The following is a 23,840-nucleotide window of genomic DNA, read 5'->3' on the forward strand; positions in this document are numbered from 1 at the left end:
CATGAGCGAGATGACCTACCGCCGCCTGGGCGACTCGGGTCTCGTCGTGTCCGTGGTCGGCATCGGCTGCAACAACTTCGGCCGCAAGCTCGACGCCGACGGCACCCGCGAGGTCGTCGACGCCGCCCTCGACGCCGGCATCAACCTGTTCGACACCGCCGACATCTACGGCACCCCGCACGGATCGTCCGAGCAGCTGCTCGGTGCCGCGCTCAAGGGCCGCCGTGACGAGGTGGTGCTGGCCACCAAGTTCGGCATGGACATGGAGGGCCTCAACGGGCGCGACTTCGAGGCCCGCGGAGCGCGGCGTTACATCGTCCGGGCGGTCGAGGCCTCGCTGCGACGGCTCGAGACCGATCACATCGACCTGTATCAGATGCACGCCCCGGACGCGGCCACCCCGATCGAGGAGACCCTGTCCGCCCTCGACGACCTGGTCCGCTCGGGCAAGGTCCGCTACCTGGGCAACTCGAACTTCTCCGGCTGGCAGATCGCCGACGCCGACTGGGTCGCCCGCAGCGGCAACCTGACCCGGTTCATCAGCGCGCAGAACCAGTACAGCCTGATCGAGCGCAAGGTCGAGACCGAGGTCATCCCGGCCTGCGAGCGGTTCGGGCTCGGATTCCTGCCCTTCTTCCCGCTGGAGTCCGGCCTGCTCACCGGCAAGTACCGGCGTGGTGAGCAGCCGCCGGCCGGCACCCGGATGGCGAACGAGCGGTACGCGTCGTGGCTCGCCCGCGCCGACTGGGACACCATCGAGGCTCTGACCGCCTTCGGTGCCGAGCGCGGGCACAGCGTGCTCGACGTGGCCATCGCCGGGCTCGCCGCCCAGCCCGCGGTGACCAGCGTCATCGCCGGCGCGACCACGGCCGAGCAGGTCCAGGCGAACGCAGCGGCCGGCTCCTGGAGTCTGAGCGCGGCCGACGTGGCCGCGCTCGACACCCTGTTGACCGACTGACGGGTCCTACTCGACGACCGTGACGATCCGACGGCGGCGGGCCAGCCGGAAGGCGATCAGGCCCGCCGCCAGCAGCACGACGCCGCCACCGGCGACCATGCCGGCCGGCGCACCCGTGATCGGGAGGCCACCGCCCGTACCGCCGGTGGTCTCGACCGTGAGGGCCGCCCGGTTGTTGCCTCGCTTGGCGTCCTGTACACCGCCGTCGACGGTGACCGAACCCGCCTTGTGCTCGGCGTCCTGGATCTCGGCGGACAGGGTGAACAGGTAGCGGCCGTCGTCCGGCACGCTCTCCAGAACGATGCAGATCAGGTCGGTGACCTCGGACAGGTCGGTGACCGTCTCGTCGATGTCGGTGGGCGAGGTACCCGGGATGCACCGCATGTCGACCGTAGTCAGCAGCACCCCGGTCGGCAGCTTGACGTGCGCGTACTGGATCCAGGCGAGGCCGGGTGGGATCGTCCCGGACGGGCCGAGGTTGTGCACGCCCACCTTGACCGTGCGGTCGTCACCGGCTTCGCCCTTGAACACGCCACCAACCGCCGCGCTGTCCGCGGCCGTCTTCGGCACGGACACCGTGAACTCGCTGAAGTTGTCGTCCTCGTTGAGGTCGTCGACGGCGTCGGGCTCCTTGGCCGAGATGGAGGCGGCCGACTCGAGCTTCAGCTCCCTGCCGGAGGCTCCGGCGGTCCGCTTCGCGAAGTCGAAGACGTACTTGTCGGTGAGACCGACCGCAGCCACCAGGACCGGGTAGTCGTACGGCCCGGCCACACCGGCCGGCACCTTGATCCGCAGCGGTGTGTTCTCCGGCAGGCTGAAGACCCCACCCGCGGCGAGCGTGTCGTTGAAGACACAGACGAAGCCGCCGAGATCGGGGTCCTGCTCGCAGTTGCTGTAGTTCAGTGCGGGCGTCAGGCCGGCCGGGGCGGCCACCACCAGGCCGAGGGCCGTGACGTCCTTGTTGCCGCTGTTGCGGATCCGGACCGGGACCTCGGCCGATCCGCCGGCGCTCAGCTTGAGATCGGCGATGTCGTCGACCTCGATGTCGGCGCCGGCCTTGTCCGTGCCCACCACGGCGATCGACGTCTCGTCACTGGCCTGCCCGCCGACCGACGTGGAGAGCACGATGCTCTTCGCCGGGTCGAGAGCGGTCGGCTTCACCGTGAATTTGACGCCGCGCCGCTGTCCCGGCTTGAGGTCACCGATGACACACGAGGTCTCGTCGCAGCCGGCGGGCGCGGTGAAGCCGAGGTCCGCGCTGATCGGCTTCGCGGTGCTGCCGAAGTGCAGCACCACGCGCTCGGCCGTCACCGTGCTGAGGTTGTAGAGGTCGAACTTGACCGTCTTCGACTGACCGTTGATCACGGTCACCGTCTCCGGGCTGAGGATCCCGACGTAGGCGAAATCCCCTACCTCCGACTCCGCATGGGCCGGCAGGGCGAGGCCGCCGGCGGCCAGCCCCGACACCGCGACGGTCAGGGCAAAACGGCTGATCAGGGCACGCAGACGCATGGTCACCGATTTCGAACTCGGACGGCCGGTCGAAGGTGATCGGCCGGCGAGTCCGGGGATCTTAAGGCCGCACCGCCGTGAAGATCAAACGTCGGCGAAGGCCGGTCCGTCGGCGGGCAGCGGCGGCACCTCACCGCGCTCGGCCGCACGCCGGGCGAACTCACGGACCCCGGCGATCTGCCGCTCCCCGAGGGAGAAGTCGAGCGCCCGGAAGTAGTTGGCCAGCGTCGCCGCGTCGAAAGGCTCCCAGCGGGCCGCCGCCTCGGCGACCTCGTCGAGTTCGCCGAGACACAGATCACGGGATCGCTGGAACGCCTCGTGCACATCCTTGACCAGCCCCGGGTGCGCGGCAGCGAAATCCTTGCGGACCGCCCAGACCGCGAACACCATCGGCAGGCCGGTCCACTCCTTCCACGCCTCGGCCAGGTCGATCACCTGCAGGCCGCGGCCTGGAGCCTCATACATCGCCCGCAGCGCCGGGTCACCGATCAGCACACCGGCGTCGGCCTCCATGAGCATCTGCGACAGGTCGGGTGGGCAGCGGAAATACTCCGGCTCCGCGCCGTAACGCTCGGAGAGCAGCATCTGCGCCAGCATCACGCCGGTCCGCGAGGTGGAGCCGAGCGCCACCGGGCGGCCGTCCAGCTCGGCCGGCGGCCGGGTGGAGATCAGGTTGACCGAGAGCACCGGACCGTCGCTGCCGACGGCCAGGTCGGGCAGCAGGAGCAACTCGTCGGCGTGGCGCAGGAACTCGACCAGCGTGATCGGGCCGATGTCCAGGTCACCGGCGACCAGGCCGGCGCTGAGCCGCTCGGGGGTGTCCTTGTGCAGGTCGACGTCGAGCAGAGCGCCCGAGCGCATCAGCCCCCAGTAGATCGGCAGGCAGTTGAGGAACTGGATGTGCCCGACCCGGGGCCGACGGACGCTGTCGCTCATGCTGCGACGTTATCCCCGATCTCGTCCCGCATGGTGGTCCGCGAGGCCGGTGGTGGCTGAAATCGCACCAGCGGCAGGCAGGCGAGCGCGGCCAGTAGACCGGCCGCTCCGGCACCGACCACCAGAACCCGTGGATCGAACATCTCGGTGAGTGGCCCGGCCACAAAGAACCCGACGATGCCCGCCGCCTGCACCGAGGCACCGAACAGGGAGAAGGCCCGGCCATGCGCCTCCGGAAGCACCCGGTCGGCGATCAGCACGCTGGTGGTGACGTTGAGTGCGCCGTTGAAGACGCCGCCGAGCATCCAGAGCGGGACGAGCCACCACGCCGACTGTGCGACCACGCCGCCGACCAGGACTGCGGCACAGGCGCCGCCCAGCAGGAACAGCACCGTCCCGACGGTGCGCCGACGCTCCGGCAGGCGCCCGGCGATGGGGTTGCCCAGCAGCATTCCGGCCGTCCACGAGGCGGCGACCAGGCCGTACAGGGTCGTGGAGGCGCCCAGGGTCTCGCGGACGAAGAACACGTCGAAGACGTTGATCGCGCTGACCCCGGCGACGACGGCCGCGACCGCGACGGTCATCACCAGCAGCGTCCGGTCGTCACGCAGGCGGAACGCGGCCTCGGCCTTCGCCCGCTCCGTCCCGCCGTGCCGGCGGGTCCGCACCAGCAGGCCCACCACCACCAGTCCGAGATAGCTCACCGCGTCGAGCAGCAGGGGCAGACGCTGGCCGGTCTGTCCGACCAGGATCCCGGCCAGCGCGGGAGCGACCAGCATGCCGATCTGTCCGGCGCTCGCGACGATGCCGCTGGCTCGTGGGAAGTCGGCACGCGACACCATGCGTGGGACCAGCGCGGAGATCGTCGGCATGGTCAGCGCCAGACCGCAGGCGAGCAGTGTCACCAGGCAGATGATCAGGACCGGGTGGGTGCTGAAGGCCAGCGCCGCACAGACCCCGGACTGTGCCAGGCCCACGACCACCAGGATCGTCCGGCTGTCCACACGATCGGCCAGCCGGCCCGCCAGCGGCGCGAGCAGGGCGATCGGCAGGGTGGACGCGAGCAGCAGCCCGGAGACGGCCAGACCGCCGTGCCCCGCCTCCTGCAGGACGAGCGCCAGGGCGAACGTCGCCAGCACGTCACCGCAGACCGAGATCCCCCGGCCGGTGGCCACCAGATAGACGTCGGCCCAGCGCGGCGTGGCAGATGTGAAGGACATACTTCGAAAGTAATCCTTCACATCTGCGGGGCGCAAGGCCGTACGTCGGTCACCGCATGGGAAAGACCCGATACTGGAGGGTGACCTGGCGGGCTCCGGCCGGCGCGTCCGCCTGCCGCTCGCGGAGCCGATAGGGCTCCGTCAGGGCGCGCACCTTCTCGTTGAGTTCGGCCAGCTCGGCCGCGGTGACCAGCAGCTGCTGACCCATCAGGGCGCTGGCCTCGCGCCACTCCCGCGGCTCGTCGACCTGCCGCTCCATGAAGTCCCGGACACGGGTGATGTCCCGGTCCATGTAGACGTCCACCAGGGCCCGCTCGGCGGCCAGCGACTCGGGGGCGTCCACGTCCCCCTCGATCGACAGACTGGAGTTCACCGCGCGCCACAGTCGCTCCCGGCCGTCACCGCGACTCGGAGCCTGCTCGACCAGGCCGTATTTCGCCAGCTCCCGAAGGTGATAGCTGGTGGCGCTCGGCGACAGCCCGACCAGTTCGGCGCACTCGGTCGCGGTCACCGAGGCTCCGGTCGTCGACAGATGGTCGACGATCTCGATCCGCGCCGGGTGTGCCAGCGCCCGCAGTGTCCGCGCGTCCGTGATCCGCGCGTTCGCCGCTCCATCCACCTGCTCCGCCATCCCCCCATTCTTTCCGGTGGGGATCAGTTCAGACGCAGGCGCTCCACTCGCTGCCCAGTGGCTTCCGAGATGATCTCGAAGTCCTTGTCGACATGAAGCAGGGTCAGGCCCGCATCCTCAGCGATCGCCGCAAGAAGCAGGTCGGGAACAGAGGGAGCCCGATGTCTCCCCTGCCCGGCAAGAATGTCCTGAACCTCGACCGCCCGGCGCTCCGCCGCAGGTGTCGCATATTCCACCGGCATCAAGGAAATCGGCTAGAGTACCGCGCCCGGCAGTCACCTGCGGGAGTGATAAATCGGTAGCGAAGCCGACACTTCCTCCGTACCGTGGAGGACCGCTTGACGGCCGTGGTGAGCAAGCACCGCAGCGGGCGTCCCCGCGCCGCAGGGCGGCCGACCCGCCCTCCGGATACGCGAGCAGCTCGTTCAACTTTCGAGGACGACCTGTGCCCACCACTGATCTCGACACCGAACTCTCCACCGAACGCACCCACCTGGAGAGCTCACGGGCAGCGCTGCGCCGGATGCGCGACCGCGCCCAGGCCCTCTTCTCCACCGGTGACAAGGTCGCCGGCGACTCCTACACCGCCGAGCAGCTGGGCCGGCACATGGCCCGCCGGGTCAAGGAACTGGCCGACGACCCGGACACCCCGCTCTTCTTCGGCCGCCTCGACATCGACGAGGAGGACGCGGCGTACCACATCGGGCGCCGGCACGTCACCGACGACGCCGGCGAGCCGATGGTGCTGGACTGGCGGGCACCGCTGTCCCGGTCGTTCTACCGGGCCAGCGTGCGTGATCCGCAGGGCATCTCGACACGCCGCCGGTTCGGGTTCGTCAAGGGTGAGCTGACCAGCTTCGAGGACGAGCACCTGGATCGCGGTGAGGAGCTGGGCACGAGCAGCCGCATCCTGACCGCCGAGATCGAGCGCCCACGCGTCGGCCCGATGCGGGACATCGTCGCGACGATCCAGCCGGAGCAGGACGAGCTGGTACGCGCCGACCTGGCCGATTCGATCTGCGTGCAGGGCGCGCCGGGCACCGGTAAGACCGCTGTGGGCCTGCACCGCGCCGCCTACCTGCTCTATCTGCACCGGGAACGGCTGCGGAAGTCGAAGGTGCTGATCGTCGGTCCGAACACCGCGTTCCTCTCCTACATCTCGGCCGTGCTGCCGACGCTCGGCGAGGTCGAGGTGCTGCAGTCCACGGTGGACGAGCTGGTCGGCCGGGCGCCGGTCAAGGCAGGCGATCCGCTTGCGGCCACGGCTCTCAAACATGACGTACGAATGGCAGAGGCGCTCCACCGCATGCTGTGGGACCGGGTCAGCAAGCCCACCGAGCCGATCATGGTCTCGGACGGCTCGTACCGGTGGCGCATCGACGTGGAACCGCTGCGACGGATCGTCGACGAGGCCCGGCGGGAGGGCCTGCCGTACTCGGTGGGCCGGGAACGGGTCCGCGCCCGGGTGGTGGGCCTGCTGCAGCGCCAGTCGGAGTACCGGACCGGCAACTCGCCGAGCGACCCGTGGCTGCGCAGGATGAGCCGGATCGCGCCGGTGACGGAGTTCCTCGATGCCGCGTGGCCGGCGGTGACCCCGGAGTCGCTGGTGGTGGCCCTGCTGACCGAGCCGGAGCTGGCCGGTGACGTGTTCACCGAGGAGGAACGCGAGGCGATCCGCTGGGTGAAACCGCCGAAGACGGTCAAGTCGGCCCGGTTCAGCGTGGCCGATCTGCTGCTGCTCGACGAGGCGGCCGGGCTCCTGGAGCGGGAGACCAGTTTCGGTCACGTGGTGGTGGACGAGGCGCAGGATCTGTCACCGATGCAGGCTCGTGCGATCGCCCGGCGCAGCGAGCACGGGTCGATCACGCTGCTCGGCGACCTGGCGCAGGGCACCGCCCCGTGGGCGACGACCGACTGGCGGGACATCCTCGCGCATCTGGGCAAACCGGAGGCCGCCGTCGTGCCGCTGACCATCGGTTTCCGCGTACCGGAGGCTGTTGTGGCTCTTGCCAACCGCCTGTTGCCGGCCCTCGGGGTGAACGTGCCGGAGGCCGTGTCGTTGCGCCGCGACGGTGACCTCTCCGTCATCGCCGTGCCGGACCCCGACGACCTGGACGCGCGGACGCTGACCGAGGTGACCGCCGCGTTGACGCACGAGGGTTCGGTCGCGGTGATCGCGGCCGACACGGCGGTGGACCGGCTCCGCGCGCACCTGGACGCGGCCGGTCTCGCGCACTCGACCCCGGATCAGGTGGACGACCCGGCGCGGATCACCGTGGTCCCGGCGACGCTGGTCAAGGGCTTGGAGTACGACCACGTGATCGTGCACGAGCCGACCGACATCGTCGACGCCGAGCCGAAGGGCCTGAACCGCCTCTACGTGGTCCTGACACGCGCGGTCACCCGGCTTTCGGTATTGCACTCGAAGCCGCTGCCGGAGGCGCTTAGTCTCGCGTGATGTCGCGAATCGGAGTCATGTTCGACTGTAACCGCGCCCCCGAGGAGCTCCCGGAGTTCGCCGCCGCGTGTGAGGCGGCCGGCGCCGACGACCTGTGGGTGGTGGAGGACCTCGGCTGGAACGGTGGCATCAGCGCCGCCGCGCTCGCCCTGGCCGCCACCACCCGCCTGCGTGTCGGCATCGGCATCGCCCCGGCCCCGTTCCGCAGTCCGGCGGTCTACGCCATGGAGATCGCCACGCTGGCCCGCGTGCACCCCGGTCGCATCGTGGCCGGAATCGGTCACGGCGTGGGTGACTGGATGCGCCGGATCGGCAACGCGCCCAAGTCTCCGCTGGCACTGCTGGAGGAGAGCATCGTCGCGATCCGCGATCTGCTCAACGGGGAGACGGTCGATGTCGACGGCCGTGAGGTGCAGCTGGAGGGCATCAAGCTGGTACACCCGCCGCGGGTGGTGCCGCCGATCGTGACGGGTGTGGTGAAGCCGCGCTCGCTGGAGCTCTCCGGCCGGGTCGCGGACGGCACGATCCTGGTGGAGGGCCTTCAGCCACCGCAGATCGCCGAGTCGCTCGGACACATCCGCCGGGGTGGTGGGGGTGACGACCACGAGATCATCACGTTCGCGTTCCTGCACGTCGAGGGCGACGCGGCGAAGGCCGCCGCGATCCGGGCGACAGCGCTGACCGGTCAGGCCGGGTTCCTCGGTGTGCCCGTGGACGAGGTGTTCGGGCTGATCGGCCCGGCGTCGGAGGTCCCGGCCAAGGTGCGGACGCTGGAGGAGAGCGGCGCGGACACGATCGTGCTGCGGCCGTTCGGCGACGACCATCTCGGGCAGGCCCAGGCCGCGCTCAAGGCACTAGGTGTTCTGCCCAGAGAGGTTGGGAACGCGGCTGGCGGGAGGGCCGTTGACGGCGGTGTGGTGGCGATGGTGATTGTAGGTGTGCAGGAATCGGGGTAGGGCTTTGCGGCGGGCATTTTCGCTGGTGTAGGGCTTTGCGTAGGCCCATTCCTCGGTCAGGGTGCGGTGGAAGCGTTCGACCTTGCCGTTGGTTTGTGGCCGGTAGGGGCGGGTCTTTTTCACCCGGACGCCGAGCTGGGTGCAGGTCTGATGCCACAGCCGCGACACGTAGCAGGATCCGTTGTCGGTCAGGACCCGGACGATGGTGATGCCATGGCCGGCGAACCAGGCATGGGCTCGCCGCCAGAACCCGGCGGCGGTTTCCTTGGTCTCGTCGGCCAGGATCTCGGTGTAGGCCAGCCGGGAGTGGTCGTCCAGGGCGGTGTGCAGGTAGGCGTAGCCCAGCCGGGCGCCGCCCCGGGCGTCGGTGGTGTGCCACGGTGTGGCGGTGCGGTTGAGTTTTCCCTGGTGACGTCCTTGGGTTCGCCAGCCGCCGCCGTCGGGGATGTTGCCGAGTTTCTTGATGTCGACGTGGATCAGGTCACCGGGAGCCGGATGTTCGTAGCGGCGGATGGGTTCGGCGGTGGCCCGGTCCAGGTGGGACAGGCGGGCGGCGCCGGCCCGGCGCAGGACGGCATGGCAGGTCGAGGCGGGCAGCCCCAGGCGCCAGCCGATGCGGACGGGTCCGAGGCGTTTGCTGCGGCGTAGGTGCAGGACCCGGCGTTCGATCGGGCGTGGTGTGCGGTTCGGGCTGGTGTGTGGCCGGCTCGACCGGTCAATCATCCCGGCTACGCCCTCGGCCCGATATCGGTCGGCCCAGCGTTTCGCGGTAGTAGGACTGACCTGGAACCGGTCCGCCGCTCGGCGCAGCGGCCATTTGTCGTCCACGACGCACCGGGCCAGCCGCAATCGGCCGCGTTCGGTCAGTGGAGCGTTAGCGTGTGGCATAGAGGACCTCCCGGGTGAAACGGAACCTTCGACAAGCTCCACCTCACCCGGAGGTCCTCACCTATTTCCGGAACTCCACCGCGTTACCAACGTCCGTGGGCAGAACAACTAGGCCGGTAAGCCGATCCATTTCGGACATCGGCAGTGACGGGTTGATGGCTGCCGCAGCCGCCACCCGGTCGTCCTCGTCACCGAGCAGTTCGACGATCCGGTCCACCGGCAGCGCCGGGTGAGCGGCGGCGATCGACCGGGCCTGCGTGTCGGTCAGGCAGAGTTCGAGGGCCGCGGCGGGAGCATCGGGGCGCCGGGCGATCTCGCGGAACACCTTCTGCACCCGCGGCACGTGCCGGGCAAGGTCGAGCAGCAGGGCCGGTGAGGCGTCCGGGTTGGTGGCGACCTTCGCGATCACCCGGACGCCGTGCCGGGTCACCATCTCGCGGAGCAGGTCCTCGGACAGTCCCCGGTGCGGCGCGACGGCCTTGACGACCTTGGAGTCCGGATCCCGGGCGAGCCGGTCACGGACATCGGGTGGCAGGTCGCGGCGCTCCGCCACCAGTGCCCGGAGCTGCGGTTCCGAGCTTGTGGCGAGGTGCCGGACCTCGTCCGGGCCGGCCACGGCGATCCGTGGGAGCAGGGCGGATCCGGACGCCCGGGTCAGCAGTTCGAGCGGGACGTTCGGGTTGTGGGTGACCCGCCGCCGCACGTCCGGGCTGGTGTCCCCGGCGAGCCGGCGGATCAGGTGCTCGGACAAGGACGGGTTGTCGGCCAGGTCGGCGCGAACCCCCGGAATCGGGTCGTCAGCAAGGCGCTCGGCCACCTCCGCGGGTAGGTCGGGACGGGTCGCGAGGGTCCAGCGAACGATCATCGACGGATGTTCGACCAGTTCAGCGGCCGCACTGGCGGGGGTAGACGGGTTATCCACAGCCCGGTAGAGCAAGCTGTGGATAACCGATTCGTGAGTGCCGTCGCAGGCCGCGCCGGGCGGCAGATCACAGTCGAGCCGCGGGCACTCGGGGTGGTGGACGAACGGGATCGGTTCGCGCTCACAGACGTCACACGTGTCCGGCGGCGAGCCCGCCCCGCGCCAGTGGACCGCGACCAGGGCCGCCAGCACCTCCGGCGGGGTGGCCGGGTTCGCCGCGACCCCGGACCGGACATCGGCGTGCGGGTGACGGGCCAGGCTGGTGAGCAGGTCACGGTCGGTCGTGAAGATCGCGAGTTCGGTCACCACCCGCATGTCCGGGTCGGCGGCGAGCCGCACGTTCACCTCGGCGGGCAGACCGGGGCAGGCGGCAAGCTTCTCCCGGCGCGCTGGGTCGGGGTCGGCCGCGAAGAGATGGGCCCAGTCCCCGAGCCCGTGACCTTCGTCGAGCAGGGCCAGCGCGATGCTCGGCCGGTCGACCGGGTCGACCCGGTCCGCGGTGAGCCGGCCGTCCCGGACCAGCCGGGCCGCCGCCCATTCGGATCGCCGGGCCAGCTCACGGACCTGGTCGCCGTCCAGATCGGACCGATCGGCCAGCTCGTCGGCGAGATCCAGGTCGGCCGACAGGATCAGGCGGTCGACCATCGGGGCCGGCAATGCCGGATTGCGTGCCAGAGCCTCCAGCAGCTCACGGGCTCCCATGCCGACGCATGATCCTCGAAGCATCCGCACCCGGCAAAGCCGTTATCACCGACCAGAGCCACCAAGCTGCCGATCTTGAGAGGTTCGGCGTCCAGCGCAGCCAAAATCCCACAAGATCGGCGTGGGGCGGGAAACGCCGCAGACCTTGCCCGGCGCGCCGGAGCCTCACAAGATCGGCGAGGAAGAAGCGGGCGCCGGTAAGGGCTTCACCCAGCGGGACCAGTCGGACTGCCGACGATAGCCGTGAGCTGCCCAGATGCGGTGAGCGGCCGGGTTGTCGTCGAGGACCATGGCGTCGACCCGGGTGCCGCCGAAACTCCGGAACCGTTGCTCGGCCGCGTCGATCAGAAGACCGCCGATACCCTCGCGCCGACGCCACGGCGCGACCGCGAGCCGGTAGAGGTGACAGCGCCACCCGTCCCATCCAGCGATGATCGATCCCACGATCCGGGCGCCGTCGACGGCGAGGATCAACGCTTCGGGATCGCGCGAAAGCAGCGCCTCGACGGCCTCCGGGGTGTCCGGCGGCCGGCTCTCGTTCTCGGCCGCCACCTGCCAGAACTCCAGGATCGCGGACAGCTCCCCATCCGTCGCCGCTCGCAAGATCAAATCACCCATGCCGACACCCTAGTCAACTTTGTGGCACAAAGTTCTTTGACTTTGCGCCGTAAAGTCGAGGCATGACATCGAAGGATGACGAATCGATCTTCGGAGATCCCGGTGACGCCCTCCGGCTGATCGAGCGCGAGCGGGGCAACACCATGCGGCACGTCACACCGGATCCCCGGCTGATGTATTGGCCATGGGGACTCACCTGGCTGATCAGTTTCGGCTTGTCGTTCCTGCGCTTCGGCCCCGACGGCCGGACCCTCGTCGCCATGCCGGCCTGGGTCCCCATGACCGCCCTGACCGCGCTGCTGATCGCGGCCGGCATCTTCACCGGCATCGTCGGTGCACGCTCCAGCCGAGACATCGCCGGCCGGTCCAGCCGGCAGGGGCTGATGTACGGGATCTCCTGGTCGGCCGGATTCACCAGCCTCGCGGTCATCTTCGGACGGGTCAGCGACTCCATGCCGGAGCCGTTGCTCGGCCTGCTCTGGGGCGGCGGCATGGTGGCCCTGGTCGGCGTCCTCTACATGGCCGGCAGCGCGATCTGGGTCGAGCGCGACATGTTCGTGCTCGGCGCCTGGATCAGCGTGGTCAACGTGATCGGCGTCCTCTGGGGACCGGGGTGGCACGCGCTGGTGCTGGCGGTCGCCGGTGGCGGCGGGCTGCTGGTCGCTGGCCTCGTCGGATGGCTGCGCCGCCGATGACCGCCATCGACGGCGATCTGCCGGAGCTCGACCCGGTCATCCACGCACAGGCGCGCCTGCGGGTGGTGGCGGCCCTCTCCCAGCTCGACGGAGGTGACCGGATCGCCTTCCCGCGGTTGCAGGAGATCCTGCGGATGACCGCCGGGAACCTCTCGGTACACCTCCGCAAACTCGAGGAGGCCGGCTATGTCGAGGTCACCAAGACCCACCGCGGCCGGACCCCCGCCACCCTCGTGCATCTCACCAATCGCGGCCGATTCGCCTTCGAGGAGTACGTCAACGCACTGCGCACCCTGATCCAGCCAGGAGAGGAGACGTCATGATCCACGCACGCGCTGAGGGCGCCACGAAGCGCTACGGCTCGAAACTCGCGCTCGACGGAGTCGGCCTGGAGGTGCGGAGAGGCGAGCTGGTCGGCCTGCTCGGTCCGAACGGGGCAGGCAAGAGCACCCTGGTCACACTGCTCACCGGCGGCCGCCGCCCCACCGCGGGCCGGGTGGAGCTGTGCGGCGGCGATCCGCGAGATCCACGCAACCGGCGCACGCTGGGCGTCACACCGCAGGAGACGGGTCTGCCCGCCTCGCTTCGCGTCGGCGAGGTCATTGATTTCGTACGTTCACACTTCCCCGACCCGTTGTCGCGCGCCGAGCTGCTGGACCGGTTCGGGCTGAGTGACCTGGTCCAGCGACAGACGGGCGGCCTCTCCGGCGGTCAGAAGCGCCGCCTCGCGGTGGCACTCGCGTTCGCCGGCCGGCCCGAGATCGTGTTCCTGGACGAGCCGACGACCGGACTCGACGTGGAGGCCCGTCGCGACCTGTGGGAGGCGGTACGCATGTTCCACGCCGAGGGCGGCACCGTGGTGCTGACCAGCCACTACCTGGAGGAGATCGAGGCGCTGGCGGAACGCGTGGTGGTGCTGGCCGACGGCCGGGTCCTGGCGGACGACAGCGTCGCGGCCGTGCGCGGCCTGATCAAAGTCAGCCGGGTGAGCATCACTTCACCCGTACAGCCGACTGATTTTGATCTTGATGGGTTGGTGTCCTTCGAGCAGGCGGGCGATCGCCTGCACCTCCTCACGCCCGACGCGGACCGGATGGTTCGCGAACTCATCGCCCGTGACGTGCCGTTCCGCGACCTGGAGGTCCGACCCACGTCCCTGGAAGAGGCGTTCCTCGCATTGACCGGCTCGTTGACCGGAAAGGATCTGTGATGACGACCCTCACGCTGACCCACGCGAAGTTCTCCACCCTCGAGCTCTTCCGCATTCCGATCGCCGTGGTGGGCAGCGCGTTCTGGCCGGCCGCGTCGATGCTCGCGTTCGTGGTGCCGTTCGCCGGTGACGATCCGGTGGCCTCCACGTTCGCGACCGTCTCGATGATCACCTTCGCGGTGATGAACACCAACCTCTTCCAGTACGGCATCGGCGTCTCCGAGGACCGCGCGCAACCGTGGGACCCCTACGTGCGCACCCTGCCGGCCGGCGCGACGCCGCGTTTCCTCGGCCGCATCCTGACCGGGCTGCTCATGATGGTGTTCTCGCTGGCCCCGGTGGTGCTGATCGCCGCGCTGTTCACCGAGGCCACGGTGAGTCCGGCCGCCTTCGTGGGGGCGATCGCGGTGTGCGCCCTGATCTCGGTGCCGTTCATCCTGATGGGGTTGTCGATCGGATACTCGCTGCCGCAGAAAGCCGCGCTGGTGGTGGCGCAGATCCTGTTCCTGCCGCTGGCGTTCGGCGGCGGCCTGCTGACACCGCCCGGTGGCGCACCCGGTTTCATCGAGACGCTGGCGCCGTTCCTGCCGACCGGCGGCGCAGCCCGTCTCATGTGGTGGGTGACGGTCGACGGCTTCCCGTTCGACCTCAAGGCGACTCTGGCACTGCTCGGCTGGACCGTCCTGTTCGGAATCGTTGCGGTCTGGGCGTATCGCCGGGACGAGGGACGTCGTTTCGGCTAACCGACAGTTTCATGCGGGCGCAGGCATGGAAATGCCACTATCCGATGCATGACCGTTCCATCGCCCGGCGTGCCGAACTGGGTGGATCTGGCCACCGCCGACCTCGATGACGCGATCCGTTTCTACACCTCGCTGTTCGGCTGGACCGCCGAGATCTCCGGCGACGAATTCGGCGGCTACACCACGTTCCTACTGAACGGGCTGCCGGTGGCCGGGGCCGGGCCGCTCCTCGGCGAGGGCCAGCCGACCGCGTGGAGCACCTACATCGCGACCGCCGACGCCGTCGCGGTCGCCGCCCGGGTCGAGGCGGCGCAGGGCAAGGTGCTGGTGCCACCGTTCGACGTGGCGGATCAGGGACGGATGGCGGCGTTCCTGGATCCGGCCGGGGCACCGTTCAGCGTCTGGGAGGCCGGCACGATGCGGGGCGCCGAGGCGTACGGCGTCCCCGGCGCCCTGACCTGGAACGAGCTGAACACCCGGGACCTCTCGGGCGCGCTGGCGTTCTACGGTCCGGTGTTCGGCTGGACGTTTCGGGAAGCGCTGGTCGGCGGCCTGCCCTACGCGTTCTGTGAACGCAACGGCGCACCGGTCGCCGGCATTCAGCTGATGGTCGGCAGCGGCTGGCCGGACGATCTGCCGCCGCACTGGCAGGTCTACTTCGCGGTCGGTAACTGTGACGCGGCGGCCGAGCACGCGACCCGGATCGGCGGCCGGATCGTCCATCCTTCGACGACGATTCCGGGCGGACGTTACGCGGTCATCACCGATCCGCAGGGCGGCTCGTTCTCAATCCTTCACAAACATCGATAGAAGTCGTTGTCGGCATCGTGAAGAATCGTTGATCGTCAATTGACGGTTTCTTCCTAGCGTTCTCGTCAGGCGTCCAATCCCGACGCCGGGAACCTGGAGGAACCCCTATGCGACCCGTCACCCGAGGTGCCGCGATCCTCGTCGGCACGACCATCGCCCTCTCTCTGAGCACGCCCGCCTTCGCGAATCCCGCGACCGGCGTGGTCCACTACGCGGAAAGCGCCACCGCGATCGGTGGCTCCTACGTCGTCGTCCTCAAGAGCGGCGAGGCCGACCGAGTCAAAGCCGACAAGGTCACCAAGCGTTACGGCGGGACGGTGTCCCGGGTCTTCGGCAGCGCCGTCGAGGGCTGGACAGCGAAGCTCACCCCGAAGCAGGCGGCCCGGCTCGCGGCCGACCCCGCGATCGCGTCCGTCGAAGCGGACCAGACCATCCGGATCGCCGCCACGCAGACCGGCGCGCCGTGGGGACTCGACCGGATCGACCAGCGCGCGCTTCCGCTCAACACCACGTACAACTACACCGCGAGCAGTGGCGTGACCGTTTACGTGATCGACACCGGCATCACGGTCGGTCACCAGGACTTCGGTGGGCGTGCTTCGTACGGTTACGACGCCGTCGACGGTGACAACGTCGCGCAGGACGGCAACGGTCACGGGACGTTCGTGGCCGGTGTGGCGGTCGGTAACACCTACGGCGTCGCCAAGAGCGCCGATGTCGTCGGTGTCCGGGTTCTCGACAACAGCGGGTCCGGCACCACCGCCGGAGTGATCGCCGGCATCGACTGGGTCACCGCCAACGCGACGCCCGGCAGGTCGGTCGCCAACCTGAGCCTCGGCGGCGGGGCCAGCAGCACCCTGGACGCGGCGGTCCGGCGGTCGATCGCGGCGGGTGTCCCTTACACCATCGCGGCCGGCAACTCCGGCGTGAACGCGGCGAACAGCTCCCCCGCCCGGGTCACCGAGGCCCTCACCGTCGGGGCGACCGGTAACACCGACGCCAAGGCCTCGTGGTCCAACTACGGTTCGGTGCTCGACCTCTTCGCACCCGGGGTCTCGATCACCTCGGCCTGGCGGACCAGCAACACCGCGACCTACACCGGCAGTGGCACGTCGTTCGCGGCACCGCACGTGGCCGGGGCTGCGGCGCTGTACCTGGCCGACAACCCGGGCGCCTCGGTCAGCGCGGTCAACGCGGCGATCGTCGACAACGCCACCACCGGCGTGGTCACCAGCCGGGGCACCGGTTCGCCGAACCGGCTGCTCTACACGGGCGCATTCTGACCCCTTCGACACCGAAAAGGCCGCCCCGGTCGGGGCGGCCTTTTTCGACGGTTTCTGATCGCGCTGCGTAAAGGTCAGGCGAGCAGGCTCGGGATCTTCTCGAACAGCTCGACGGTGAAGGTCATCATCTCGCGAAGCATCCAGTTGCCGGTGAGCAGCAGTGCCGCGCCGATCGCAATCGCCTTCGGCACGAACGAGAGGGTGGCCTCCTGGATCTGGGTGACCGACTGGAACAGGGAGATGGCGAAGCCGACCGCGAGGGCGGTGAGCAGCACCGGAGCCGACATCTTGGCGGCAACGGTCATGGCCTGCAGGGCGATCTCAACAACCAGCGTGTCCGTCATGCCCATCAGTTCGGGCCGTCCGCGGATCCCCGGAGTGCAGACCGGTCGCGGCACGGTTGCCGTTCGGTTCGCAGACCAACTTTTCTCAAGTCGACGCTGCGGCGGTCGCACCCGGCCGCGGTCGGTCGCGGTCGCACCGGGTCGCGGTCGGTCGCGGTCGCACCGGGTCGCTCCGGGTCGCACCCGGTTGCACCCGGTTGCACCCACAGCTTCCGTCTCAGTGGCTTCCGTCTCAGTGGCATCCGGTTCAGCGGCATCCGGTTCAGCGGCATCCGGTTCAGTGGCGCACCGCGACGACCAGCGGGCCGTGATCACCCGGGATGATTCGGACTTTCACCCGATAATGCTCGGCGAGGTTGGCTTCGGTCAGCACCTCGGCAGGGGTGCCGGCCGCGACCACCCGGCCTCCGGCGAGCAGCACCATCCGGTCGGCGTACTCCCCCGCCGTGGTCAGATCGTGCATGGTGGCGAGCACGGTCAGCCCACGCTCGGCGCGCAGCCGGTCGACGAGCTCCAGCACCTCCTGCTGGTGGCCGATGTCCAGGGCACTGGTCGGTTCGTCCAGCAGCAGGATCCCGGCGCCCTGGGCGAGCGCCCGGGCAAGGAAGACCCGCTGCCGCTCACCCCCGGAGAGCGTGTCCAGGCGACGCCCGGCAAACGGCACGAGGTCCAGCGCGGCGATGGCTTCGTCGGCCGCCGCCAGGTCTGCGGCCGATTCACGACCCAACGGCGGGATGTACGGGGTACGCCCCAGCAACACATAGTCGAAGACGCGCATGGCAGGCGGCACCACCGGCGACTGCAGAACCGTGGCCACCGCTTTGGCGCGCTCCCGCCGATGCAACTCCCCGATGACCCGGCCGTGCCACCGAACCGTCCCGCCGAACGGCAGCAGCCCACCTATGGCCCGCAGCGCCGTCGACTTCCCGGCCCCGTTGGGCCCGATCACCGTGACCCACTCGCCTTCGGCCACATCGAGATCCACACCGTCGACGATGAGCGTCCCGTCCAACCGCACGGTCAGCCCTTCAACCGCTATAGCGGCCCGCCCAGTGTTTCCACGCCCGCCCGAGCCAGGCCCCCCGACCGTCGGCGCGGCAGCGGCGGGCGAGCCGGCCGGTCCGCCCGAAACCGGTCCTCCGCCCGCGGCCCACCTCCCGCCCGTGTCGGCCGGTCCGCCCGAAACCGGTCCTCCGCCCGCGGCCCACCTCCCGCCCGTGTCAGCCGGTCCGCCCGAAACCGGTCCTCCGCCCGCGGCCCACCTCCCGCCCGTGTCAGCCGGTCCGCCCCGGACCGGTTCTCCGCCTAGGCCCCACGGGCCGCCCGGTGCCGGTTGTCCGGTCATGTCGGCTCCGTCTTGCTCGTGCGAAGTAGCAGCACGAAGAACGGCGCACCCAGGAAAGCGGTGATCACACCGATCGGAATCTCCGCGTCGCCGCCCGCGGTGCGGGCCAGCAGGTCGGTCAGGGCCAGGAAGGCGGCCCCGAACAGCACGGACAACGGCAGCAGAGCACGGTTGCCCGGACCGACCACGAGCCGCAGTGTGTGCGGCACTATCAGGCCGACGAACCCGATCAGACCGGAGACGCTGACCGCGGCCGCCGTACCCAGTGATGCCGCGAGAATCAGCAGGTAACGGCTGCGCTGCGGATGCAGGCCCAAACTGGTGGCCTCGGCGTCGCCGACGGTCAGGACGTCCAGTTCCCGACGCTGTGCCAGGACGATCGCGCCGGTGATCACCGCGTACGGCAGGATCATCCGCACGTCGTGCCAGCCGGCCGTGGAGAGCCGCCCCAGTAACCAGGAGTAGACCTCACGCAGCGACTCGACGTGACGCTGCAGCAGGAACGTCTGGGCAGCCGACAGGAACGCCGACACCGCCACCCCGGCCAGGATCAGCGTCGCCGGTGATCGGTTCCTACCTCCGGCCGCACCCAGCACCCAGGTCAGCGCCACCGCACCGACCGCGCCGACGAACGCCGCCGCCGGCACTCCGACCGGCAATCCGGTCATACCTTCGCCCGCTCCGGCGCCCAGGACGATCGCGACGGTCACACCCAGCCCGGCCCCGCTGGCGACCCCGATCAGGTGTGGGTCTGCCAGCGGGTTGCGGAACGCCCCTTGATAGGCGGCACCGGCCAGCGCCAGCATGCCGCCGACCAGGAGCCCGAGAACCACGCGCGGCAGCCTGAGCTCCGTGAGGATCGCAACCTCACGGTCGCTGAGGCCGCTGTCCACCTGCACCTCGGGAAGAAGGTTGATCATCTCCATCGCGACACCACCGGGCGGCAGAGAGACCGTCCCGAAGGCCAACCCGAAGACCATCGCGACCAGAACCGTGACAACCCCCGCGGCCAGCCACCCCGGGCGCAGCCCGGCGGGCCGGCCCGGACTCACGGCAGGACCCCGAACCCGGTCCCGTTGACGGCCGGGTCCCCCGACCTGGCCCCGGCCCGGCTCAGCGCAGGCAACCTGGAACCGGCCGCGCTCGCCGCGGGCTCCCCGAAGCCGGACCTGACCCCGCGCTCCGCAAGAATCCCGGAGCCGGACCTGACCCCGCGCTCCGCAAGAATCCCGGAGCCGGACCTGACCGCACTCAACGCAAGCTCCCCGGAGCCGGACCTGACCCCCCTCAGCGCGGAACCCCCGGAACCGGACCTGACCCCACTCAACGCAAGCTCCCCAGAGCCGGCCCAGCCCCACTCACCGCGGGACCCCGGAGCCGGGCCCGCTCGCCGTGGCGCGGTCGGTCACGCGGGGACCTTGGCCACCGCGTCGGCGACCGACTTCACCAGGTCGACGGTGCGGGGGCCCCAGCGCGAGGCGATGTCGTCGTCGAGGGCGTAGATCTGACCCTTCGTGACGGCGGTGACCGACGACCAGCCGGCCCGGGCCTTCACTGTCTCGGGAGACTGCTGGCAGCACTTCGCGTCGGCCAGAAAGACCGTGTCGGGGTTGGCCTTCACCAGCGCCTCCTGGGACATCTGCGGGTAGCCGCCGAGCTTGCCGTCCGGGTCGGCGGAGTCGGCCACGTTCGTCATGCCGAAGAGGTCGAAGACCGAGCCGATGAAGGTCTTCGACGTCGCCGAGTAGAGGTCCGGGCTGAGCTCGTAGTAGTAGCTCAGCGGCTTGCTCCGGGCCGGGACCGACTTGACGATCGCGTCGATCTCGGTGGCCATCCTGGTGTTGAGCGCGGTGGCCTCGGCCGGGTGGCCGGTGAGCGCGCCGAGGTCGGTGATCTCCTCGTAGGTCTTGTCGAGAGTCGGCGCGGCCGGCGACACGAACACCGGGATCGCCAGCTTGCCGAGCTGCGCGACAAGACCGTCGGTGTCGGCCGAGACCACGACCAGATCGGGGTCCTTGGCAGCGATCGCCTCGACGTTCGGCTTGAAACCGGACAGGTCCGTCTTCGGCGCCTCAGCCGGGTGGTTCGACTGGTCGTCGACCGCCGTGACCTGCGGGCCGGCCCCGATCGCGAAGAGCATCTCGGTGGCGGTCGGGCTCAGCGAGACGATCTTCTCCGGCCGGGCGGCGAGGGTAACCGACCCGACCGTGACCGGGAACGCCGAGGCCGCACCGGAGGCGGCGCTGGTGACGGTCGGTTGCGGATCGTCGCCCGCACACCCGGTGAGGAACAGTGCGGTGGCCGCTATAGCGGTGGTGAGCAGACGTTTCATCGGTCCTCCTGTCGGCCGGGCTTGTGGTGCTTCGCCGACAGGGACCACGCTGGCCGCCGCCCGCGAGGCGCCCCTCCCCGAGAGCGCTTGATCGCGACCGCGTCCAGGCGACCTGGCTAGACCTCTGTCAGGAGGGATCACAGTTGCGGGACAGCTCCGGTTTCTCACCGGATTCGCTGTGGCGCGGTCACTGAAACGCTAACCCACACCGACCTCAGTGGCCGCAACCACCTCAGACGATGACTCGACCGGTGACCTTGTTCTCGCTGATCACACCCCAATGACGGGAATCCTGTGCGACGTCGCGATTGTCACCGAGTACGTAAATCGCACCATCCGGAACGGTCACCGCAGCGCACTCGGTGCCGATCACCTGGGCGTCGGACGGCAGGTATGGCTCGTCGAGCGCGGCACCGTCACGCAGCACCCTGCCCTCGCTGCACTCGATGCGGTCGCCGGGCAGCCCGATGACCCGTCGCAAGGTCTGAAAATCGTCCGGACCGTCGGGCACCGGGAAGGCCACGATGTCGCCGTGATCGATGCCGGTCACCCGGAATGCGACCTGGTCGAGGACATGTCGGCTGGTGACGGCGATCGTCGGCTCCATGCCGTGGCTCGGCACATAGTGGACCGTGACGAGGAACGGAACCGCCGCCAGCGTGGCCAGAGCCATGGCCGCCAGGCGATAGCGGGCGGGGTGCGACGAATATCTCTCCCGGAAGGCCACCCGCAGGCCGCCGGATGCCCATCGCAGCGCCGCTCCGGTGGACGTAACGTGATCGAACTCGGCCAGGACGGCCTCGCCCCAGGGACCGCCACGCTCCCTGCGCCCACGGACGGCGAGCAGCAGCACCCGATATGCCGTTCTTCTCATGCCGGCCTCACGATCGACACGCCCGCAGCGCGTTTCGCCGACGATCTGGCCATCGCGTCGGCGATCCGGACCTTGGCCAGCGCGATGCCGTCACCGGTCAGCCGGTAGGTGTGTCGTGGTGGACGCCCCGGCTGATCGGAGGGCTCCCACCCGGCCTCGAGCAGCGCCTGCTCGGTGAGACGCATGAGGATCGGATAGAGCGTCCCGGAGGCCAGGCCGGTCTCTCGGCTCAGGTCATAGCCGTAACGCCAGGTCGACGGATCTTTCATCAGCGCCTCGAAGAGCCGCAACGTCTGCGGCGAGGCATGCGGTGTTCTCGGCATGGCCGAAACTCTACATAACTCGACTTACGGGTTGTCAAGCGCCCGGCATCGATCCGATGCCGGGTCAGGCGTCGCGCTTGGCGTGCTCGACGATGTCCGCCGCGGTGACCCGGTCGCCCTCGGCCGCCGCGTAGTCGTCGCCGGCGAGCGCCGAGCGCAGCCGCGCCTTCTCCGCCGCACGCCGGGCGGCGATCTCGCCGAACTGCTCCGCCGACTCGTCGCGCCAGCGGCGCAGCAGGATCAGCGACAGACCCGACGCCGCGATCAGCGCGACCATGGCTTTGACCAGGATGTTGAGCGGCGTCGTCGGGATCAGCACGGCGAACACGACCAGGAACAGGCCGAGGCGGCCGAGCGCGTACTTGACGGCGGGCTTCATGTGCTCTCTCCCTCAGCCGGACCGATGGCTGAGCCACCGGAGGCCGTAGAACCAGACCAGGCAGTAAACGACCGTACCGGTGACCGCGCCGGAGCCGCCGCTGACCAAGGGTGGAGCGACCTCGGCCACCAGACCGGCCACCGTCATACCCGCCGCGGCGCCGAAACCGGCGCCCAGACCACCCACCATGATCCGGTGGGCGCCGAATCCCTCCGCACGAAACTCCTCGGTGAACAGCCAGACGGGAAGGATCAGCACCAGCCAGCCGTTCGACTCGCCGAACTCGCCGAGGCCGGTCAGCGCCATCACCGTCTCGAAGACCAGCAGGACCCCGGCACCGACGGCCAGTCCGGCGAACGCCGACCCCAGCAGGTCGCTGATGGTCGCCAGCCGACCGCCTGCGTCTTTCTGCTGGGTCATCGGCTCACCGTCTCCCGTGTCAGGCCCAGATCTTCTGGGGCTCGCTGCGGCGCTCGGCCAGCGACGGCGCCTGCTCGTACTCGCGTACCACCTGATAACGAGTGTCCCGCTCGACGGGCTGGAAACCCGCGTCCCAGATCAGGTGAAGAAGGTCGTCGCGATGCATGGTGGCGGGTGTGCCGTACGAGTCGGCGTCGTGGGTGATCTTGTACTCGACGACGGAGCCGTCCAGGTCGTCGACGCCGAAGTTCAGCGACAGCTGGGCGACCGACAGGCCGTGCATGACCCAGAAGTTCTTCACGTGCGGCACGTTGTCGAACAGCAGGCGGGACACCGCGAACGTCTTGAGCGACTCGGCCGGCGCCGCCATCGTGGTGCGCTCCTGGATCCGGTTGCGGACCTTGCCGTCCTTCGAGTCGTGGAAGTCGTGCTGGTAGCGCAGCGGGATGAAGACCGCGAAACCGCCGGTCTCGTCCTGCAGCTCACGCAGCCGGAGCACGTGATCGACTCGATGCCGAGGCTCCTCGATGTGGCCGTACAGCATGGTCGCCGGGGTTTTCATGCCTTTCTGATGGGCCAGCCGGTGAATCCGCGACCAGTCCTCCCAGTGGCAGTCGTGGTCGACGATGTGCTGCCGGACCTCCCAGTCGAAGATCTCGGCGCCGCCGCCGGTCAGCGACTCCAGCCCGGCGTCCATCAGCTCGTCGAGGATCTCGCTCGCCGGCAGGCCGCTGATCTTCTCGAACCACTGCACCTCGGTCGCGGTGAAGCACTTGAGCTTCACGTTCGGGAGGGCGGCTTTCAGCTCGCGCAGCACCTTCGGGTAGTACCGCCAGGGCAGGCTCGGGTGCAGGCCGTTCACGATGTGCAACTCGGTGAGCTGCTCGTCCTCCATCTCCTTGGCCTTGCTGACGGCCTCCTCGATGCGCATCGTGTACGCGTCGGGCTCTCCCGGCTTGCGCTGGAAGGAGCAGTAGGCACAGCTGGCGGAGCAGACGTTCGTGAGGTTGAGGTGCCGGTTGACGTTGAACATCACGCGATCACCGTTCAGGACCGTGCGCCGATGATGTGCCAATCGGCCGAGCCAAGCGAGATCGTCGGACGCGTAGAGTGCGATGCCGTCCTCCCGGGTCAGTCGTTCACCCGCGTAGACCTTCGCCTCCAGCTCACGCTTCAACCCAGCATCCATGTGCACGAGCGTACGACGCGCCCCTCGACTGGCCTGCGGCACCGTTGAGGCGAATAATTCTCAGCGTGCTTTCACCTTCATTCGATCGACAT

Annotated in this window: 26 protein-coding genes and 1 riboswitch; of the genes, 9 read left to right on the forward strand and 17 right to left on the reverse strand. The window is 69.5% G+C overall.

Annotated features, from left to right (window positions below):
* The first annotated feature begins 10 nt into the window (after positions 1-10).
* Positions 11-958, forward strand: coding sequence for an aldo/keto reductase (locus tag CLV67_RS42720; RefSeq protein WP_106329338.1), 948 nt, complete (start codon positions 11-13; stop codon positions 956-958).
* A 6-nt stretch (positions 959-964) separates the two neighbouring features.
* Here the strand turns inward: CLV67_RS42720 and CLV67_RS42725 are convergent, their stop codons facing one another.
* The 5 genes from CLV67_RS42725 to CLV67_RS42745 form a co-directional block, all read right to left on the reverse strand.
* Complete coding sequence (locus tag CLV67_RS42725; RefSeq protein WP_146169517.1) at positions 965-2,470, reverse strand: COG1361 family protein; 1,506 nt, start codon at positions 2,468-2,470, stop codon at positions 965-967.
* 84 nt (positions 2,471-2,554) lie between these two features.
* The gene (locus CLV67_RS42730; RefSeq protein WP_106329220.1) at positions 2,555-3,406 is read right to left on the reverse strand and encodes a menaquinone biosynthetic enzyme MqnA/MqnD family protein; all 852 of its coding nucleotides are present in this window, start codon (positions 3,404-3,406) and stop codon (positions 2,555-2,557) included.
* On the reverse strand, positions 3,403-4,626 hold the full coding sequence (locus CLV67_RS42735; protein ID WP_106329222.1) for an MFS transporter: 1,224 nt from the start codon (positions 4,624-4,626) through the stop codon (positions 3,403-3,405). Before CLV67_RS42735 ends, CLV67_RS42730 begins: the two co-directional genes overlap by 4 nt.
* A gap of 49 nt (positions 4,627-4,675) precedes the next feature.
* Entirely contained in the window at positions 4,676-5,257 is a 582-nt protein-coding gene (locus CLV67_RS42740) for a helix-turn-helix domain-containing protein (protein ID WP_106329224.1), read from the reverse strand.
* Positions 5,258-5,280: 23 nt separating this feature from the next.
* Positions 5,281-5,499 (reverse strand): PIN domain-containing protein, encoded by a 219-nt coding sequence (locus tag CLV67_RS42745; RefSeq protein WP_203737668.1) that lies wholly within the window; start codon positions 5,497-5,499, stop codon positions 5,281-5,283.
* Positions 5,500-5,702: 203 nt separating this feature from the next.
* Between CLV67_RS42745 and CLV67_RS42750 the strand changes: the two genes are divergently transcribed.
* Together CLV67_RS42750 and CLV67_RS42755 are read left to right on the forward strand one after the other, a co-directional pair.
* The gene (locus CLV67_RS42750) at positions 5,703-7,715 is read left to right on the forward strand and encodes a HelD family protein (protein WP_106329226.1); all 2,013 of its coding nucleotides are present in this window, start codon (positions 5,703-5,705) and stop codon (positions 7,713-7,715) included.
* The gene (locus CLV67_RS42755; RefSeq protein ID WP_106329228.1) at positions 7,715-8,671 is read left to right on the forward strand and encodes an LLM class flavin-dependent oxidoreductase; all 957 of its coding nucleotides are present in this window, start codon (positions 7,715-7,717) and stop codon (positions 8,669-8,671) included. Before CLV67_RS42750 ends, CLV67_RS42755 begins: the two co-directional genes overlap by 1 nt.
* On the opposite strand, the gene CLV67_RS42760 is transcribed toward CLV67_RS42755, so the two are convergent.
* The 3 genes from CLV67_RS42760 to CLV67_RS42770 form a co-directional block, all read right to left on the reverse strand.
* On the reverse strand, positions 8,570-9,559 hold the full coding sequence (locus tag CLV67_RS42760) for an IS481 family transposase (RefSeq protein WP_106329230.1): 990 nt from the start codon (positions 9,557-9,559) through the stop codon (positions 8,570-8,572). The two genes, CLV67_RS42755 and CLV67_RS42760, sit on opposite strands and share 102 nt — an antisense overlap.
* Positions 9,560-9,620: 61 nt before the next feature.
* Complete coding sequence (locus tag CLV67_RS42765) at positions 9,621-11,183, reverse strand: ZZ-type zinc finger protein (protein ID WP_106329232.1); 1,563 nt, start codon at positions 11,181-11,183, stop codon at positions 9,621-9,623.
* A 165-nt stretch (positions 11,184-11,348) separates the two neighbouring features.
* A complete protein-coding gene (locus tag CLV67_RS42770; protein WP_106329234.1) occupies positions 11,349-11,801 on the reverse strand; it encodes a GNAT family N-acetyltransferase in 453 nt (150 codons plus the stop codon).
* Between the two features lie 62 nt (positions 11,802-11,863).
* Between CLV67_RS42770 and CLV67_RS42775 the strand changes: the two genes are divergently transcribed.
* From CLV67_RS42775 to CLV67_RS42800, 6 genes are all read left to right on the forward strand, one after another.
* The gene (locus tag CLV67_RS42775; RefSeq protein WP_106329236.1) at positions 11,864-12,496 is read left to right on the forward strand and encodes a transporter; all 633 of its coding nucleotides are present in this window, start codon (positions 11,864-11,866) and stop codon (positions 12,494-12,496) included.
* Positions 12,493-12,819 carry a winged helix-turn-helix domain-containing protein gene (locus tag CLV67_RS42780; RefSeq protein ID WP_106329238.1) on the forward strand — a complete coding sequence of 109 codons (327 nt, stop codon included), beginning with the start codon at positions 12,493-12,495 and terminating at the stop codon, positions 12,817-12,819. The genes CLV67_RS42775 and CLV67_RS42780 overlap by 4 nt, the downstream gene beginning before the upstream one ends.
* A complete protein-coding gene (locus CLV67_RS42785; RefSeq protein ID WP_106329240.1) occupies positions 12,816-13,706 on the forward strand; it encodes an ABC transporter ATP-binding protein in 891 nt (296 codons plus the stop codon). Before CLV67_RS42780 ends, CLV67_RS42785 begins: the two co-directional genes overlap by 4 nt.
* Positions 13,706-14,449, forward strand: a complete 744-nt coding sequence (locus tag CLV67_RS42790; protein WP_106329242.1) for an ABC transporter permease — start codon at positions 13,706-13,708, stop codon at positions 14,447-14,449. The genes CLV67_RS42785 and CLV67_RS42790 overlap by 1 nt, the downstream gene beginning before the upstream one ends.
* 48 nt (positions 14,450-14,497) lie before the next feature.
* The gene (locus CLV67_RS42795; RefSeq protein WP_106329244.1) at positions 14,498-15,259 is read left to right on the forward strand and encodes a VOC family protein; all 762 of its coding nucleotides are present in this window, start codon (positions 14,498-14,500) and stop codon (positions 15,257-15,259) included.
* 107 nt (positions 15,260-15,366) lie between these two features.
* Positions 15,367-16,542 (forward strand): S8 family peptidase, encoded by a 1,176-nt coding sequence (locus tag CLV67_RS42800; RefSeq protein ID WP_106329246.1) that lies wholly within the window; start codon positions 15,367-15,369, stop codon positions 16,540-16,542.
* 74 nt (positions 16,543-16,616) lie between these two features.
* Here the strand turns inward: CLV67_RS42800 and fliQ are convergent, their stop codons facing one another.
* The 9 genes from fliQ to mqnE all read right to left on the reverse strand — a co-directional run bounded on the left by fliQ (position 16,617) and on the right by mqnE (position 23,748).
* Positions 16,617-16,886: a flagellar biosynthesis protein FliQ gene (fliQ, locus tag CLV67_RS42805; protein WP_106329248.1), complete on the reverse strand. Its 270-nt coding sequence runs from the start codon at positions 16,884-16,886 to the stop codon at positions 16,617-16,619.
* Between the two features lie 277 nt (positions 16,887-17,163).
* Complete coding sequence (locus CLV67_RS42810) at positions 17,164-17,925, reverse strand: ABC transporter ATP-binding protein (RefSeq protein ID WP_106329340.1); 762 nt, start codon at positions 17,923-17,925, stop codon at positions 17,164-17,166.
* A 302-nt stretch (positions 17,926-18,227) separates the two neighbouring features.
* Positions 18,228-19,283, reverse strand: a complete 1,056-nt coding sequence (locus CLV67_RS42815) for a FecCD family ABC transporter permease (RefSeq protein ID WP_106329250.1) — start codon at positions 19,281-19,283, stop codon at positions 18,228-18,230.
* Between the two features lie 353 nt (positions 19,284-19,636).
* Positions 19,637-20,563, reverse strand: coding sequence for an ABC transporter substrate-binding protein (locus tag CLV67_RS42825; protein ID WP_106329254.1), 927 nt, complete (start codon positions 20,561-20,563; stop codon positions 19,637-19,639).
* An 89-nt stretch (positions 20,564-20,652) separates the two neighbouring features.
* Positions 20,653-20,785: riboswitch (cobalamin riboswitch) on the reverse strand.
* Positions 20,786-20,795: 10 nt separating this feature from the next.
* Complete coding sequence (gene lepB / locus CLV67_RS42830) at positions 20,796-21,437, reverse strand: signal peptidase I (RefSeq protein ID WP_106329256.1); 642 nt, start codon at positions 21,435-21,437, stop codon at positions 20,796-20,798.
* Entirely contained in the window at positions 21,434-21,760 is a 327-nt protein-coding gene (locus CLV67_RS42835) for a PadR family transcriptional regulator (RefSeq protein WP_106329258.1), read from the reverse strand. The genes lepB and CLV67_RS42835 overlap by 4 nt, the downstream gene beginning before the upstream one ends.
* Positions 21,761-21,824: 64 nt before the next feature.
* Positions 21,825-22,139 (reverse strand): DUF4229 domain-containing protein, encoded by a 315-nt coding sequence (locus CLV67_RS42840; RefSeq protein ID WP_106329260.1) that lies wholly within the window; start codon positions 22,137-22,139, stop codon positions 21,825-21,827.
* Between the two features lie 12 nt (positions 22,140-22,151).
* Positions 22,152-22,559 (reverse strand): hypothetical protein, encoded by a 408-nt coding sequence (locus CLV67_RS42845; protein ID WP_106329262.1) that lies wholly within the window; start codon positions 22,557-22,559, stop codon positions 22,152-22,154.
* A gap of 19 nt (positions 22,560-22,578) precedes the next feature.
* Positions 22,579-23,748 carry an aminofutalosine synthase MqnE gene (gene mqnE / locus CLV67_RS42850; protein WP_106329264.1) on the reverse strand — a complete coding sequence of 390 codons (1,170 nt, stop codon included), beginning with the start codon at positions 23,746-23,748 and terminating at the stop codon, positions 22,579-22,581.
* Positions 23,749-23,840 lie beyond the last annotated feature (92 nt).

The sequence above is a fragment of the Actinoplanes italicus genome, assembly GCF_003001815.1.
GTDB classification, from domain to species: Bacteria; Actinomycetota; Actinomycetes; order Mycobacteriales; family Micromonosporaceae; genus Actinoplanes; species Actinoplanes italicus.

Bases quoted from the DNA above. Each gene is read 5' to 3' on its own strand.
- CLV67_RS42720 (WP_106329338.1), top strand. From the start codon at position 11: ATGACCTACCGCCGCCTGGGCGACTCGGGTCTCGTCGTGTCCGTGGTC.
- CLV67_RS42725 (WP_146169517.1), bottom strand. From the start codon at position 2,470: ATGCGTCTGCGTGCCCTGATCAGCCGTTTTGCCCTGACCGTCGCGGTG.
- CLV67_RS42730 (WP_106329220.1), bottom strand. From the start codon at position 3,406: ATGAGCGACAGCGTCCGTCGGCCCCGGGTCGGGCACATCCAGTTCCTC.
- CLV67_RS42735 (WP_106329222.1), bottom strand. From the start codon at position 4,626: ATGTCCTTCACATCTGCCACGCCGCGCTGGGCCGACGTCTATCTGGTG.
- CLV67_RS42740 (WP_106329224.1), bottom strand. From the start codon at position 5,257: ATGGCGGAGCAGGTGGATGGAGCGGCGAACGCGCGGATCACGGACGCG.
- CLV67_RS42745 (WP_203737668.1), bottom strand. From the start codon at position 5,499: ATGCCGGTGGAATATGCGACACCTGCGGCGGAGCGCCGGGCGGTCGAG.
- CLV67_RS42755 (WP_106329228.1), top strand. From the start codon at position 7,715: ATGTCGCGAATCGGAGTCATGTTCGACTGTAACCGCGCCCCCGAGGAG.
- CLV67_RS42760 (WP_106329230.1), bottom strand. From the start codon at position 9,559: ATGCCACACGCTAACGCTCCACTGACCGAACGCGGCCGATTGCGGCTG.
- CLV67_RS42765 (WP_106329232.1), bottom strand. From the start codon at position 11,183: ATGGGAGCCCGTGAGCTGCTGGAGGCTCTGGCACGCAATCCGGCATTG.
- CLV67_RS42770 (WP_106329234.1), bottom strand. From the start codon at position 11,801: ATGGGTGATTTGATCTTGCGAGCGGCGACGGATGGGGAGCTGTCCGCG.
- CLV67_RS42775 (WP_106329236.1), top strand. From the start codon at position 11,864: ATGACATCGAAGGATGACGAATCGATCTTCGGAGATCCCGGTGACGCC.
- CLV67_RS42780 (WP_106329238.1), top strand. From the start codon at position 12,493: ATGACCGCCATCGACGGCGATCTGCCGGAGCTCGACCCGGTCATCCAC.
- CLV67_RS42785 (WP_106329240.1), top strand. From the start codon at position 12,816: ATGATCCACGCACGCGCTGAGGGCGCCACGAAGCGCTACGGCTCGAAA.
- CLV67_RS42790 (WP_106329242.1), top strand. From the start codon at position 13,706: ATGACGACCCTCACGCTGACCCACGCGAAGTTCTCCACCCTCGAGCTC.
- CLV67_RS42795 (WP_106329244.1), top strand. From the start codon at position 14,498: ATGACCGTTCCATCGCCCGGCGTGCCGAACTGGGTGGATCTGGCCACC.
- CLV67_RS42800 (WP_106329246.1), top strand. From the start codon at position 15,367: ATGCGACCCGTCACCCGAGGTGCCGCGATCCTCGTCGGCACGACCATC.
- fliQ (WP_106329248.1), bottom strand. From the start codon at position 16,886: ATGACGGACACGCTGGTTGTTGAGATCGCCCTGCAGGCCATGACCGTT.
- CLV67_RS42825 (WP_106329254.1), bottom strand. From the start codon at position 20,563: ATGAAACGTCTGCTCACCACCGCTATAGCGGCCACCGCACTGTTCCTC.
- lepB (WP_106329256.1), bottom strand. From the start codon at position 21,437: ATGAGAAGAACGGCATATCGGGTGCTGCTGCTCGCCGTCCGTGGGCGC.
- CLV67_RS42835 (WP_106329258.1), bottom strand. From the start codon at position 21,760: ATGCCGAGAACACCGCATGCCTCGCCGCAGACGTTGCGGCTCTTCGAG.
- CLV67_RS42840 (WP_106329260.1), bottom strand. From the start codon at position 22,139: ATGAAGCCCGCCGTCAAGTACGCGCTCGGCCGCCTCGGCCTGTTCCTG.
- CLV67_RS42845 (WP_106329262.1), bottom strand. From the start codon at position 22,559: ATGACCCAGCAGAAAGACGCAGGCGGTCGGCTGGCGACCATCAGCGAC.
- mqnE (WP_106329264.1), bottom strand. From the start codon at position 23,748: ATGGATGCTGGGTTGAAGCGTGAGCTGGAGGCGAAGGTCTACGCGGGT.